Consider the following 11,665-nt stretch of genomic DNA (forward strand, 5'->3'; position numbering starts at 1 on the left):
CCACGTACACCGAGACGACCAGTGCCGCCACGCTCACTATAGTATCCATACGATTACCTCCTGTTTTTAATACGAATCTATAAATTCATGCGCTTCCTTCATGGAGCAGGCATCCCATTCGCTGGACCGGATGCCTGCGCCGTACGCCCATTCTTCCGGTGTATAAACCTCGAAAACCGGAAAGCCAGTTGTAATATCTATGCTTTCCTTTATCTTAAATTTCTTGTACGTGGACACTTTATTTTTTGCTGACATATTCGATTTACCTCCTGTTATAGAGGGGCCATAGGCCCCATTAGTTAAACCGACAACCTGAATGCTAGATCAACCATGCGTTCATGGTACTGTGGGAACATCCATTTATCGCGAAGCGTCAATATTAACTCTGGTGGTATCATGTTGCTTTTATCCGCATGATCGAGAGCCCACTCGACCATCTCTGATTCCGCCTCAAGATATGGGATTTCCAGCCTTTCAACCAGTTCCCAATCTTCGTTTTCTTTGGCGGCATCGTAAGCCGCCTTTTCCACCATGTAATTTTTTTGAACGTTATTCATATGCTTATCCCTCCCACGTAAGGCCGCCGCCAGATTGTATATGTTAATCTCGTATGCTATGATTGGGTATAGAAGGCGCTGTGTAAGCCGCCCTCTACAAAGGAATCCTTAACGTCTGCGCCTACCGCGTCGTTTGGTTCCTTTTTTCTTTGTCTTCTTACGGCTATGTGCGTTTAGAATTGCGAACGCTGTAACCAATTGTATGATTGCCGTAATCAGGTTTACCCAATCCTTCATTCCTCTGTTTCACCCTTTCGGGAAGTCACAACTATCAACTTCCTGATATAAATATACTACTTCCTGATATATAAGTCAATAGAAAATGTTAACTTGTTGATATTTTTATTTAAGTAGTGTATTTTATTTATCAGGAGGGATATAAAATGATCGTGAATCATCTGAGTGAGATAATGGGGCGTAAGCGTCTAAAGGTTGCCGATGTGGTAGCAGGGACTGGGCTTGCTGTTAATACCGTGTCAGGGCTGTACCACGACAAGGTGAAAAGGGTTGATTTAGATACCATGGATAAGTTGTGTGCATTCCTTGAGGTAAAGCTAGGCGATATACTAGAGCATGTGGCGGATACTATTGATGAGCCAAAATAAAAAGCCCTCAACATGAGGACTTGTGGTATAATCTGGATTGTGCGACAAAACGGCTATAAAGGGCGGTCGGCTAATCTCCCGGAAGGGAGGTGATGCTTGTGGAGGTTAAAGATGCTTTGACATTAATGATGATGTTCGGCACGTTATTAATTACGTTGATCGGATTAATCGTTACGATTGTTATTGCGTTGAACCAAAACAAAAAGAAATAGACCGCCCCCACTAAGGATACGGTCTTATTCCTAGATCAACACCTTAAACGCCGACCGCTCTTATAGCGGCAAGTCGTGCAGGGGACGGTGGCTGCCGTTCCCTTTTTCTATTCTTATGTTACCACACGGAAATTATTCAGGCAATAAAATTGCCTTTGTTGACTATAGTCAAATATTAAAACCCCGGATTGCTCCGGGGCCTTTTTTATAAGCTATCAACGACATCTTGATATTTTTTGAATTGTTCTTCTGTCGCTTGGCCTGTCATATGCAGTAGGATATTATTCTTTGCGTATGTGTACGAGAAGAACATAGCGGACTCCTTCCCCATGTCATCATAGTATTTCTTTACTTCCTTTAAGTCCTCATTATTCTCAAACACAAAAACATGCCCGTTGTTTGTCTTGCCGATAGAAGGTAAGTAAAATATTGCGGCGCTCTTAGCTCGCATTGGCAATGGACCGTAATCCTTCGGTTTCATTTCTCTTGAATTCTCTGCCTCTAAACCAGCCGCTTTTAACTTAGATACTACATCTTCGGATGTCACTTCGGTATTGTTTGTCGTAGTTGGTTCAGCTTCTTTCACAGTTGTTTCTGTGCTGGCTGGTGTAGTCTTACTTTCGGTAGCAGAATTGTTTGCATCTTTATTGGTACATGCAGACAAAACCAAGATCGACAATAAAATTAAAATCCCTATTCGTGTTTTCAAAATAACATCCCCCTAATTAATCAATATTTTATAGGCTATAGTCTACCAGAATGAGGAAAATGATTCTACTGAAATATGAAAATAGTCCCAAAAATTATGTTGATGATCCTTGTCATAAATCGTATATTTACAAGAGTAGTAATGATATTAAAGAAGGTGGAATTTAGATGTGGGATGCGTCTATGTTTATAACTTTTTCTGTGGTTGAGAGTTTTACGGCTTTTGTACTAACCTTAACGATTTTTAGGCTCAAGGCGCTTGATTTCCAATGGCAGGCGCTGGTCGTATCACTACTCATGTCTCTGCAAAGTTTTGTCTTGCGGGAAGAACTGGACCTAGCGTTTTTGGCTCCAGTAATAAACATACTGTTAATGGTGCTATTAATTACTACGGTGGTTAAAGTACCGCTAATATGGTCATGCATACTCTCTGTAACTGGTTTTTTTGTTTATACACTGGTTCAAACAATTCTTTTAGTGCTTATGTATTCAGACACCCCTATGAGTGAGTTGCAGGGGGGAACAGCAATGGGGTCTTTGTTGCAAGCCATAACCAGTGCTGTCGTGCTGATCGCGTCGGGTCTACTCTACAAGTTCGGAATCGGTTTTATCGCCCCGTTTGACAAACTACGCTTCAAATGGGAACAAAATCTTGTAATCGTCGTAATAATAGGCGCGTTGGTTACAGTAACAGTAATAGCCTACCTCAATGATGTGTGGCTCAATATAGCCTATTTTGCCATGGCAGCGGGTCTTTTCTTATACTATGCATTGAAAAAGGAGAGGGAATATGATTGAGCCACTAGCCTTACGGATGGCGCAGCATATTAAAAGTGTTGTACCAGACCATCCGGCCTCTGTTGCAGTATTACAGCATGCCTTGGCTGTTCTGTTAAATATGGTATTTATCACGGGTCTGACCCTCGTTATATCAGTTTTCACAGGCCACACGAGGGAAGTGGTGACGATTATGGCAGCATTCGCCTTCCTGCGCCAAATGACGGGAGGGCTGCACCTTAAAAGTGGCATGGGCTGCGTAGCTGTCTCCACACTGCTATTTACCGGGTTATCGTTCATAGTCTTGGATCACAAGTGGACTATGATTGCAACGATAATGAGTATGCTGTTAATCCTACTTTTTGCTCCAGCGGGGATCGAAAACCAGACCCGCATACCACCGAAATATTTTCCGCTGCTTAAAGTGCTTGCCCTATGCGTGGTCGGTCTTAATTTTTACTTTTCGGACCCAGTAACGGCAGTAAGCTTTCTGTCGCAAACCATACTGTTAATTAACTTTAGGAGGTGAAGCAGAAAATGAAGTTTAACATCAAAAGAAGCACCTATTTTGCACTGGCTACGTGCCTATCATCGTTTGCAATTATGACCGTTGTGGTGGCAAGTTTATTTTATGTCTACAATCCAAAGCCGCCAAAAGAACTGCTGAAATAAGCTTGCTCGGAGGTAACATGATAATTTCAGTCACCATTTCGCCCGATAGGGGCGAGAAACTATTGGAAGTGGACACTATATTGTTCATAGAGAGCCAGAGCAGCATTCAACGTATCGCAATGCATACGTTTGATGGCGTTTTTTACACAGTTGGACCATTGGGGTATTGGGAAATGCTATTTAATAACGAAGGATACAGATTCTACAATGTGGACCGGAGCTACACGATAAACGTCGATAAATTGACGGGTATAAACTTCGCGTTTAAACTTGCTGAATTTGCAAATGTCCAAATTAATAAAAAAATGACCTGCACAATGGCAGGGCGTAGGTTTAATAAAGTCGCCGAGGAACTCCGCGTGTTAAACCCCGGAATAGTTATATCCAGATAGGAGCCGCAAATGCGGCTCTTTTTTTTCTTTTCGACAATGAATTTACATATTCGACAGCTCCTTAACACATAACGCATGTAATATGCTGTCGAATTGTGTAGCGACATATTTAACATTCGCACACGAATTTGTTTTTACAAATAGGAGTTTTTGGTATTAAATGATCACATGAACAGTTATATTTCTGTAACCCGCATGGGTGACAATAAGGCTGTGGGGGAGTAGAAAAACTACTCCGCCTCATTGCGGACGACTTCAAGTACATAGAGGTCAGTGATCCTGCAGTTTAACCGATAGGCTGCATTATAGGCAAATTCAAGGGACATTTTACGCTCCCCGCTTAGTAACTTGTTCACGAATTGTCTAGACACGCCCATCACCCTAGCAAAATCAGCCTGAGTCATATTGTTTTCTTTCAGTCGTTCCAGCAAGAGGCAAGCCCCAAGCCGGTAATCCATACGGGTCTCCTCTCTATGTATTCCATTTTAATCTAGTGTTCGTATTTTTGTTCGCATTTTTAGTGAGCTGTGGTATACTGATTCCAACCTCTCAAAAACGGACGTCATTTCATCTAGGAGTGTTGTTATGGATTCAAAAACGGTCGATTTAAAGTGTTACTTAGAAATGTTACATAACAAAGGGATTGAAACGTCGGAAGTCGAAAAGCGTTTAGAAGAGATTATTTCTTCCAACGTTTTAAAGCCGCCTCAAGAAGCTCAATAATATCGTCAGCCTCTTCCTTACTCAGGTCATGACCTTTATAGCTCAATTTGTACTGGTTTAGTCTCTCTATAGATATCTCAGCCAACTCCGATTCCTCGTGAAGATCGGGGTTGTTTGTGTTTTTACCCATTTCGTATTGATTAATATCGGTTACCCCAATTAGATAATCAACTGTTGTTTGGTATAGATTAGCTAATTTCCCCGCTATTTCAGTTGTTAACCGTCGTTCTCCTTTCTCTATATCGTAATAGTATTGTGGAGTAATGCCCAAAGCCTTCGCAACTGCTATGCCGCTCATTTTCTTCTCTTTTCTTATTCTTTTCAATCTACTATCCGCACCAGACATTAGTTTACCGCTCCTTCTATTTAAGCATTTTGCTGTAATGATAATACCACTACCCATGTTTTTAAACAATAAGCAAAATGCTGAAAAAATAAGCATTTCAAAGCATAATGCTGATAATATCAGAGAAATGCTCGTTATTTAAGCAAAATGCTTAATTTTGCTCTTTTACATTTGTAAGCATAATGCTTATTATTTAGCCATGGAGGTGAACAACAATGAATTTCACAGAAGCGGTTGAGGCTGCAATGGAAGCAAAGGGTATGAGCAAAGCGGACTTAGCCCGATCCACACAACGCAGTTACCAATATATTAGCGATCTATTAAAAGGTGAGCGGAGGTGGCATGAGGGCATCATCAATGAAGTTTGCGCTGCTCTTGGTATTCATGTCGAGTTCAACTACGACATGAACGTTGGACAAGAAAAACAGGAAGCTGCCCATCACCAGCCTTAACTATTGGTAATGAAATTATACAAAGGGAGGTTGCCCATGAATCCTAATGCAATCGTGATGACTCCTGAACAGTTTGCTGATTTGAAGGAAAGTCTTATTCGCGAACTTGAGCCAAAAATCAAATCTCAAGTAGAGGAAGAAAGCCGAAAACAATCAGCTTCGGTAAGCCTCAGTATATGGCCCCCTATAAGAGACGAAGCATTGCACCGTCTCAGACACTTGGTAACATACAATCGGTATCAAGTCGTCAATGCACTATCAACAATCGTTCGTAACTCATTGGGTGTCAGTAATGTACAAGGACTGACGACAGACCAAGCACAGGCAGCCAGAGAAATTGTCGATGCTGTTGTCTCCACAATGCTAAAGTACAGCAAACCAAAGGCTGGTGAACAGGGTGAATATACGAACTGAAAGATGGCTCGGTCACGATATCCGGTTTGTGGAGAAGGTACCCGGTGAGTGGTGGGCGGTAGCAGCAGATGTTACTAAAGTGCTTGGCATAAGAAACAATCGTGATGCAGTAGGTCGATTGCCTGATGCTCAAAAGGGTGTAGCTTTAACCGACACCCTCGGCGGAAAGCAAGGAGTTGCAATTATCTCTGAAAAAGCCGTTTATCGATTGATTATGCGGTCACGCCGTAAAGAAGCTGAGGCTTTCCAAGATTGGGTTTTCGACATAATCAAGCAGCTCCGCCAATCCACCGGACTCGAAGGGTTCCAGATATTCAGGTTGTTGGACAAGGACCACCAGAAAGAGGCTATGCAGAAACTACGCTCCAGCCTTAAACAGCCTGTACGTGTGGACTTCATAAAGGCCAACACCATTGCGAACAAAGCTGTTTCGAGCAAATACGGTCACCCGAAGATGATCAAGAAAGACCAAATGACGCCGGACATGCTCGTAAGCAGGCAGGAGATTCTGGAAGATACGGTTGACTTGATGGGCACCAAAGAACGGTTTGGGCTGGACATAGCGGTATCTCAAACGATTTACGACAAACACATTCATTAACGAAAGGATGGTAATCATGAACAAACCAAAAAAAGAAACCACCGCGGCAACGGTGGTATCAAAGGAATCATTACAAGGCAAGCGCAATTCTGCAATCGCTATTGAACTATATCAGTTAATTGCTGATCGTGATTTCGATTCAATAAGAGAAATTAGCAACACCATATTTTCAATTGCAATGCATAAAGACTCTAGGAAGATTCAGGGAAAGTAAGTCCGATAGCCATATTTTCAAATCCCGAATCTTTCATCCGCACTAACGTAACCATCTTATCATTCTCAAGCATTTCCAACCAAGCGACGACCAAGTTTGTGTTATCAACACCATGCGCCAAACAAACATCGTAAACATCTGTCATTAACACAATATAACCGTAATTTTGGACGTTGGTCAGGGGTAATCCCGAAATTAATTTAAGTAAGTTATCTTTATTCAATACTATCACCTCCCTCTGGAAAATAGTTTACCAGAATGAGGAAGCTGAAAGAAAGGATGCCCGAACAAACTAACTCGATTAGAAATCAATCAAAAACAACCTGCAATTGAGCTGGATGAATTCGATAGTTTTTATCGCCAAATCTGATATTCACATAATTGAGTTCAAAAAATCTGTGCCACTCTTCATTGTAGTAAGTTACAGGATCAGTGTTTTCGATTAGACCGCTGTCGGTTATATCGGTCCATGTTCCTATGAGGTTAGCGTAAATCCGTTTCACTTAAAACACCTGCCTTCATCAAAATTATGACCAAATCTATTTTATATGAGAAGGAAAAATCTTGGAAGGGAGCATGCACACACGTGACACTGACAGTTGAAAGATTGGAACAACGCCGGGCCGCATGGAAGCGCCTGAATCTATTGGAGGGAATGCAAAAGAGGGCTGCTGCTGGTACTTCGGACTTCTTCGACGAAGCGATTGGCGAACTCAAAGCGGAGCTGGGAGGCGTGCAGAACGCAGAGGACAAGCCTTGCTGTGCGGTATGTGGTAACAGCATGGAACAGCGGTTCTTGCGGCGCTGGAACGAGCAGGACGTTTGCAGGCTGTGTATATCTGAAATGACTCAGGACTATCCGGAGGGGGGTGAACACATTGGGAATGAAGCGCGATGACTTGATAGGCCGCACTGGTTCGATTACTCGGAGCATAACAGTAGTTGATGCCACGGAATGTGAAGATGGTACCGTTGATGTCCACATTCAGGACAGCATGGGAAATGAATATTCGACGGAACTGGACGACGATATCTCTCTTGATTGAGGTGGGAGCATGAACAATCACGAACAGCAATTATTCCTTCAATTTTATAATAACCTAGCCCCGGCAGTGCAGCGGGACATCAAGCATTATCTGTTCGTGTACGACATGTATCTGGACGAGCAGGACCCGAAAGCCCGAGGAACGTTGCTGATGGAAATGCACATGCTGGAGCGCAAATACAATTTGGAGGTAACACATGGAAATAAAAATAAACAGCGCTAAGGCGCACAACTTTAAAGCGCACCGTGACCTGTCTGTTAACTTTGGACGGATAACACAGATCACGGGCGACAATGGGTCAGGCAAGTCCACTACTTTGGAATTACCTACGTGGACATTGTACGGCACAGATACCATTGGTGGCAAGCTCGATCCTACACCTACCAACTACGAATACGATCACGTGCTGTCTGAAACGTTGCTGGACATTGATGGTAAACAGGTTATGCTGGGCCGTGGAATTGAGAAGGGCAAGGCTACTTACTACGTCAACGAGGTTCCTAGTAAATACGGCGATTTTGACGAAATCGTTAAATCTCTTTTTGATAAAGATTTGTTCTTGTCTCTTTATAATCCGTCCTATTTCTTCACTCTTCATAAGGATGATCAAAGGGATCTGCTGCTGCGGTATGTGAGCCCAATTTCCAACAAGGAAGTATTTGCGGAAATGAGTCGGACAAGCCCGGAACAGAAGGCCAAGGATATCGTCCTTAATCCGCAGGCTGCCAAGCTGTCGGAGCTGGTCAAGAAGCACACGCTGCCGGAGTTGGAAAGATTCCACAAGAAGAACAAGAATGACAAGGACACGGCCTATAAGCGGGCTCAGGGTCGGACAGAGGCTCTTGTCGATCAGCTCAGTAAATTGCCTCCTGCACCGGAGGATATTGAAGCGGTGAAAGCCGAAGATGCCGCGTTGCTTGAGCAAATAAAGGCGCTGGAAGCCCAAACGGATCTTGCTGGGGAGACGAACCGCAAACGCACTGTACTGGAGAGTACCATACAGTCCCTGCAGCGCCAGATTGCCCAGGCCAAGGACAACTATATGAAGGTGTACAACGAGCCTATTGACGACACCTGCCCTACTTGCAAACGTCCGCTTGATACGGAGTCTGTGGATGCCGTCACAGCCGATAAGGAGCGCCGGAAGGAAGAACTTCGGAACGCGCACCAGAAGCTTATTAACGAGCGCAAAGAGCTGGAAGCCCAGCTTGCCAAGATTGAGCCTGTCGATGTATCAGAGCAGGCGGCACAGATTCGAGCTTTGGAAGCTAAACGGGACGTGACAGCCACAGCACTATCGGCCCACACATCACGTCAAGGCATGCAGGCAGACATCGACAAAGCTCGTGCAGACGAGGCTGAGACACTTGCTAGCCGAAATGATTCTATCTTTGTTCTGGATGCAATCAAGGCGTTCGAAGCCAAGGAAGCCGAATTGCAGGCCGCCAAGGTTCAAAGCCTGTTCACAACTCTATCAATCTCGCTTTTCAAGGAACAGAAAAATGGCGAACGGAAGCCTGACTTTGTGATTGAGATGGACGGAAAGGCGTATCCGCTATTGTCACTGTCAGAGTCCGTCAGAGCTGGTCTGGAGCTTCGGGAAGTCCTCAGCGAACAGAGTGGTGTCATTGCTCCGGTAGCCGTGGATAACAGCGAGAGTGTATTTAAAATCAAGCATCCTTCTGGTCAACTCATTCTGGTAAAGGCCGTCGAGGATGCACCACTGACAATCGAATCGGGGGAAGCAGCATGAAAAACGGAAAGAAGCCTACCCGCCGCCAGCAGGCCGCAATCACAGAAGCAAACTTAAACCCTGACAACTGGCTCGTGTTCAAAGTTGAACCGGCTGCAATGCATATCGTACACCGCACTACTGGCAAGACCCGAATCATTAAATCATAGGAGGCCAATCATCCATGGCAAATAACAGAAACTTACCAACACTTACCCCTGAAATCGAAGGAGCTTTCCAGCCCGCAGTCTTGGAGGTAATACGTACCTCTCTCTGCCCAACAGCAACAGATCCGGAATTTCTCCTGTTTGCTCATAAAGCAGCTTCATACGGTCTCGACCCATTCAAAAACGAAATCTTCTTTATTAAATACGGGAATCAGGCACGTATCCAATTTGCCGCCGAAGCCTACCTTTCCAAAGCTCGGGAAAAAGAAGGGTTCCAGCCGCCCGACACTCAGATGGTTTGCCAAAACGATGAATTTAGGATTGAAAAGAATCCCGAAACAAAAGAGTTAGAAGTGACAATTCACGAGATTGGATTCCCGCGCGGCAATATCATCGGGGCTTACTCTATTGTTTATCGGAACGGATACAGACCAGTAACGGTTATTATGGACCGATCAGAGATCGAACACATGTTTACGGGCCAGAACAAGGACAACTGGAACAAATGGACTCATGATATGTTCGGCAAGCATGTTGAGCAAAGAGCATTGAAAAAACAGTACGGCCTTGACTTTGGCGACGACGAAACACAACAGCCAAATGCCGTGGAAGCTACTCCGCCATATGAACGAAAGGACATTACTGCCGAAACGAACGCAGCAGCAGCGGCAGCCAAACAGGGGAACCAGCCGCTACCCGGCGGAAGTCCCGAACAAGCACTGACACCTGTTGAAAAAGCACTCGCTGATATGAAATCTAAGTTCAAGCAACTTGGCATTACTGAGAGGGATGATCAGCGTGCCTATATCCAAGAGCATGCGAAACCCAAGGCTGACGCTCCGACACTGGCAGAGCTCAAGGGCTTGCTGAAAATTATGGACCTGCACCTTGCCGAGAAAGCTGCCCAGGAGCAGGCGAATGACGAGCTTCCAGTATAACAAGCAAGTCGAAATATACGTCCGCTGTGAGGACTGTCACGTCTGCGGCAATGAGATAAATCCCGGCGGGGAAGAGTACATTCGTGATTTGCGGGTGTGCCCCCGGTGCTACGGGGAACTGAGGGGAGTTGGCAGAGTTGTCCGAGGACATGGAGCAAATGGACCTGTTCGACGTTCCCGCTGAACCAACTGGCCCAGTCCTGAACGGAATGTACTACGAGCGCAGTACGGATATGTTTGTCTCTTTCGTGAAGGGACGCAGACATTACGAGGAACCAGCAAAGGGATGCCAACACCTTAAAGAGTGGCAAGAACGGATTAAGAGGGAGAGGGCCATATGAACATTGCATGGATCAGATTTGAATATTTCAATGGATGTCAAAACGTGTACATCGGCGTTGTTGGTGGCGACGAGTACCTGAACAGTTTAATACCGAAATTTGAAAACACAATCTCCGTTGAAGAGGGAGAGACCATCCACTGGGGCGAGAACGAACATGGCGTTGTTAATTTTGGACTTTGGAATGACAACCCCGATAAAAGACCTGGACATGGTGGAATGTGGTCAAGTCGGGCTGGGGTTGTAGGTCCGTTGATTGACCGCAAGATGGTTGACGTGGGGATTAACGGGATTGCCACGCACATCACGGTTGAAGCTCTGGAAAAATTACTTCCTGATGATTATGAAATTAGGGAGCGGGACTCATACGGGGAAACTGTATATGAAGTCCATAGGAAGGATGGAAACAACACTCCTTCATCTTGTGTAACTCAATTACATGCCGGATATTGGTACGGAGTCCGCCCGGATGAAGGTTGATATCCTAGCATCCGGCTCCAAAGGCAATTGCATCGCGCTCACATCGCAAGATCAAACCATCCTTATAGATGCGGGTATAGCCAAAACCAAGATCGAAAAACGGCTGCTGGACGTTGGTGTACGGCCCGATCACATTACAGGCATATTCATCACTCATGCTCACGGCGACCACATTAAGGGCCTACCGATGGCGAACAAGTACCGCATTCCGGTATATGCGACTGAGGGTGAATGGAAAGGCATATCGGTGGTTGATGACGAGTTGCGCCGGGTTACTGAAACCCGCTAC

General features: G+C 44.8%; 26 protein-coding genes. 19 read left to right on the plus strand and 7 right to left on the minus strand.

Translation table 11 applies throughout. The features are described 5' to 3' along the window. Nucleotides 1-66 precede the first annotated feature (66 nt). Together QD47_RS27545 and QD47_RS27550 are read right to left on the minus strand one after the other, a co-directional pair. Nucleotides 67-255, minus strand: coding sequence for a hypothetical protein (locus tag QD47_RS27545; RefSeq protein WP_044649117.1), 189 nt, complete (start codon nucleotides 253-255; stop codon nucleotides 67-69). A 44-nt stretch (nucleotides 256-299) separates the two neighbouring features. After that, on the minus strand, nucleotides 300-557 hold the full coding sequence (locus QD47_RS27550) for a hypothetical protein (RefSeq protein WP_044649118.1): 258 nt from the start codon (nucleotides 555-557) through the stop codon (nucleotides 300-302). A gap of 383 nt (nucleotides 558-940) precedes the next feature. On the opposite strand from QD47_RS27550, the gene QD47_RS27555 reads away from it, so the two are divergent. Further along, nucleotides 941-1,162 carry a helix-turn-helix domain-containing protein gene (locus QD47_RS27555; RefSeq protein WP_044649119.1) on the plus strand — a complete coding sequence of 74 codons (222 nt, stop codon included), beginning with the start codon at nucleotides 941-943 and terminating at the stop codon, nucleotides 1,160-1,162. A gap of 98 nt (nucleotides 1,163-1,260) precedes the next feature. Further along, the gene (locus QD47_RS33510; RefSeq protein ID WP_235332384.1) at nucleotides 1,261-1,374 is read left to right on the plus strand and encodes a putative holin-like toxin; all 114 of its coding nucleotides are present in this window, start codon (nucleotides 1,261-1,263) and stop codon (nucleotides 1,372-1,374) included. A gap of 205 nt (nucleotides 1,375-1,579) precedes the next feature. Here the strand turns inward: QD47_RS33510 and QD47_RS27560 are convergent, their stop codons facing one another. Next, nucleotides 1,580-2,083, minus strand: coding sequence for a hypothetical protein (locus QD47_RS27560; RefSeq protein ID WP_044649120.1), 504 nt, complete (start codon nucleotides 2,081-2,083; stop codon nucleotides 1,580-1,582). A gap of 167 nt (nucleotides 2,084-2,250) precedes the next feature. On the opposite strand from QD47_RS27560, the gene QD47_RS27565 reads away from it, so the two are divergent. The 4 genes from QD47_RS27565 to QD47_RS27575 are packed head-to-tail and all read left to right on the plus strand — an operon-like array spanning nucleotide 2,251 to nucleotide 3,923. After that, nucleotides 2,251-2,880 carry a hypothetical protein gene (locus QD47_RS27565; protein ID WP_044649121.1) on the plus strand — a complete coding sequence of 210 codons (630 nt, stop codon included), beginning with the start codon at nucleotides 2,251-2,253 and terminating at the stop codon, nucleotides 2,878-2,880. After that, nucleotides 2,873-3,388 carry an accessory gene regulator ArgB-like protein gene (locus tag QD47_RS27570; RefSeq protein ID WP_044649122.1) on the plus strand — a complete coding sequence of 172 codons (516 nt, stop codon included), beginning with the start codon at nucleotides 2,873-2,875 and terminating at the stop codon, nucleotides 3,386-3,388. Before QD47_RS27565 ends, QD47_RS27570 begins: the two co-directional genes overlap by 8 nt. An 8-nt stretch (nucleotides 3,389-3,396) precedes the next feature. Beyond that, nucleotides 3,397-3,531 carry a cyclic lactone autoinducer peptide gene (locus QD47_RS31270; protein ID WP_082067330.1) on the plus strand — a complete coding sequence of 45 codons (135 nt, stop codon included), beginning with the start codon at nucleotides 3,397-3,399 and terminating at the stop codon, nucleotides 3,529-3,531. A gap of 17 nt (nucleotides 3,532-3,548) precedes the next feature. Then, nucleotides 3,549-3,923 (plus strand): LytTR family transcriptional regulator DNA-binding domain-containing protein, encoded by a 375-nt coding sequence (locus tag QD47_RS27575; protein WP_052646988.1) that lies wholly within the window; start codon nucleotides 3,549-3,551, stop codon nucleotides 3,921-3,923. 230 nt (nucleotides 3,924-4,153) lie between these two features. Here the strand turns inward: QD47_RS27575 and QD47_RS27580 are convergent, their stop codons facing one another. Together QD47_RS27580 and QD47_RS27585 are read right to left on the minus strand one after the other, a co-directional pair. Then, nucleotides 4,154-4,381 carry a helix-turn-helix transcriptional regulator gene (locus QD47_RS27580; RefSeq protein WP_044649123.1) on the minus strand — a complete coding sequence of 76 codons (228 nt, stop codon included), beginning with the start codon at nucleotides 4,379-4,381 and terminating at the stop codon, nucleotides 4,154-4,156. Nucleotides 4,382-4,602: 221 nt separating this feature from the next. Then, complete coding sequence (locus tag QD47_RS27585) at nucleotides 4,603-4,992, minus strand: helix-turn-helix domain-containing protein (RefSeq protein WP_044649124.1); 390 nt, start codon at nucleotides 4,990-4,992, stop codon at nucleotides 4,603-4,605. Between the two features lie 215 nt (nucleotides 4,993-5,207). Between QD47_RS27585 and QD47_RS27590 the strand changes: the two genes are divergently transcribed. The 4 genes from QD47_RS27590 to QD47_RS27605 are packed head-to-tail and all read left to right on the plus strand — an operon-like array spanning nucleotide 5,208 to nucleotide 6,673. Continuing rightward, complete coding sequence (locus QD47_RS27590; RefSeq protein WP_082067331.1) at nucleotides 5,208-5,444, plus strand: helix-turn-helix domain-containing protein; 237 nt, start codon at nucleotides 5,208-5,210, stop codon at nucleotides 5,442-5,444. A 36-nt stretch (nucleotides 5,445-5,480) separates the two neighbouring features. Further along, the gene (locus QD47_RS27595) at nucleotides 5,481-5,858 is read left to right on the plus strand and encodes a hypothetical protein (protein ID WP_044649125.1); all 378 of its coding nucleotides are present in this window, start codon (nucleotides 5,481-5,483) and stop codon (nucleotides 5,856-5,858) included. Then, nucleotides 5,842-6,459, plus strand: a complete 618-nt coding sequence (locus QD47_RS27600; protein ID WP_082067332.1) for a BRO-N domain-containing protein — start codon at nucleotides 5,842-5,844, stop codon at nucleotides 6,457-6,459. Before QD47_RS27595 ends, QD47_RS27600 begins: the two co-directional genes overlap by 17 nt. A gap of 16 nt (nucleotides 6,460-6,475) precedes the next feature. Beyond that, on the plus strand, nucleotides 6,476-6,673 hold the full coding sequence (locus QD47_RS27605; protein WP_044649126.1) for a hypothetical protein: 198 nt from the start codon (nucleotides 6,476-6,478) through the stop codon (nucleotides 6,671-6,673). Here QD47_RS27605 and QD47_RS27610 read toward each other — a convergent pair. Further along, on the minus strand, nucleotides 6,651-6,896 hold the full coding sequence (locus QD47_RS27610; RefSeq protein WP_044649127.1) for a hypothetical protein: 246 nt from the start codon (nucleotides 6,894-6,896) through the stop codon (nucleotides 6,651-6,653). The genes QD47_RS27605 and QD47_RS27610 overlap by 23 nt on opposite strands. An 85-nt stretch (nucleotides 6,897-6,981) precedes the next feature. Further along, on the minus strand, nucleotides 6,982-7,176 hold the full coding sequence (locus QD47_RS27615; RefSeq protein ID WP_044649128.1) for a hypothetical protein: 195 nt from the start codon (nucleotides 7,174-7,176) through the stop codon (nucleotides 6,982-6,984). Between the two features lie 83 nt (nucleotides 7,177-7,259). Between QD47_RS27615 and QD47_RS27620 the strand changes: the two genes are divergently transcribed. From QD47_RS27620 to QD47_RS27650, 9 genes are all read left to right on the plus strand, one after another. After that, nucleotides 7,260-7,571 carry a hypothetical protein gene (locus tag QD47_RS27620; RefSeq protein WP_044649129.1) on the plus strand — a complete coding sequence of 104 codons (312 nt, stop codon included), beginning with the start codon at nucleotides 7,260-7,262 and terminating at the stop codon, nucleotides 7,569-7,571. After that, complete coding sequence (locus QD47_RS32725; protein WP_200893537.1) at nucleotides 7,552-7,719, plus strand: hypothetical protein; 168 nt, start codon at nucleotides 7,552-7,554, stop codon at nucleotides 7,717-7,719. The genes QD47_RS27620 and QD47_RS32725 overlap by 20 nt, the downstream gene beginning before the upstream one ends. 9 nt (nucleotides 7,720-7,728) lie before the next feature. Further along, nucleotides 7,729-7,941: a hypothetical protein gene (locus QD47_RS27625; RefSeq protein WP_044649130.1), complete on the plus strand. Its 213-nt coding sequence runs from the start codon at nucleotides 7,729-7,731 to the stop codon at nucleotides 7,939-7,941. Then, on the plus strand, nucleotides 7,916-9,472 hold the full coding sequence (locus tag QD47_RS27630; RefSeq protein ID WP_044649131.1) for an AAA family ATPase: 1,557 nt from the start codon (nucleotides 7,916-7,918) through the stop codon (nucleotides 9,470-9,472). Before QD47_RS27625 ends, QD47_RS27630 begins: the two co-directional genes overlap by 26 nt. After that, entirely contained in the window at nucleotides 9,469-9,621 is a 153-nt protein-coding gene (locus QD47_RS32730; protein WP_200893536.1) for a DUF6906 family protein, read from the plus strand. Before QD47_RS27630 ends, QD47_RS32730 begins: the two co-directional genes overlap by 4 nt. Nucleotides 9,622-9,635: 14 nt before the next feature. Further along, nucleotides 9,636-10,556, plus strand: a complete 921-nt coding sequence (locus tag QD47_RS30315) for a RecT family recombinase (protein WP_052646990.1) — start codon at nucleotides 9,636-9,638, stop codon at nucleotides 10,554-10,556. Nucleotides 10,557-10,693: 137 nt separating this feature from the next. Next, a complete protein-coding gene (locus QD47_RS27640; RefSeq protein ID WP_235332385.1) occupies nucleotides 10,694-10,897 on the plus strand; it encodes a hypothetical protein in 204 nt (67 codons plus the stop codon). Continuing rightward, nucleotides 10,894-11,376, plus strand: a complete 483-nt coding sequence (locus tag QD47_RS27645) for a hypothetical protein (RefSeq protein ID WP_044649132.1) — start codon at nucleotides 10,894-10,896, stop codon at nucleotides 11,374-11,376. Before QD47_RS27640 ends, QD47_RS27645 begins: the two co-directional genes overlap by 4 nt. Further along, nucleotides 11,366-11,665: MBL fold metallo-hydrolase (locus QD47_RS27650; protein ID WP_044649133.1), on the plus strand; the 300-nt coding region annotated here is incomplete at its 3' end. The genes QD47_RS27645 and QD47_RS27650, both read left to right, overlap by 11 nt.

The sequence above is a fragment of the Paenibacillus terrae genome (genome assembly GCF_000943545.1).
Classification (GTDB): domain Bacteria; phylum Bacillota; class Bacilli; order Paenibacillales; family Paenibacillaceae; genus Paenibacillus; species Paenibacillus terrae_A.